Consider the following 273-nt stretch of genomic DNA (forward strand, 5'->3'; position numbering starts at 1 on the left):
GTCAGCGACCTTGCTGGCCGGGTGCTGACTGATGCGCTGCAGCACGTCCACCAGATAGGTGTACGGGTTGATGTCGTGCAGTTTGCACGTAGTGATCAGGCTCTGGATGATGCCCACGTGTTCCGCGCCGAGTTCAGTCCAGCAGAACAGCCAGTTCTTGCGTCCCATGGGAATGGGGCGCAGGGCCCGTTCCAGGTGGTTGGTGTCTGGCTGGACGTCTGGGTCTTCCAGGAAGACGGTCAGGCTGGCTTCACGGCTGAGCACGTAGTTCAG

1 protein-coding gene is annotated in these 273 nt (G+C 60.8%); it reads right to left on the reverse strand.

All coding sequences use genetic code 11. The features are described 5' to 3' along the window. Positions 1 to 273: IS66 family transposase (locus tag AAEZ05_RS28650; protein WP_350649975.1), on the reverse strand; the 273-nt coding region annotated here is incomplete at both ends.

It is taken from the genome of Pseudomonas sp. HY13-MNA-CIBAN-0226, assembly GCF_040310305.1.
Lineage (GTDB): Bacteria > Pseudomonadota > Gammaproteobacteria > Pseudomonadales > Pseudomonadaceae > Aquipseudomonas > Aquipseudomonas gregormendelii.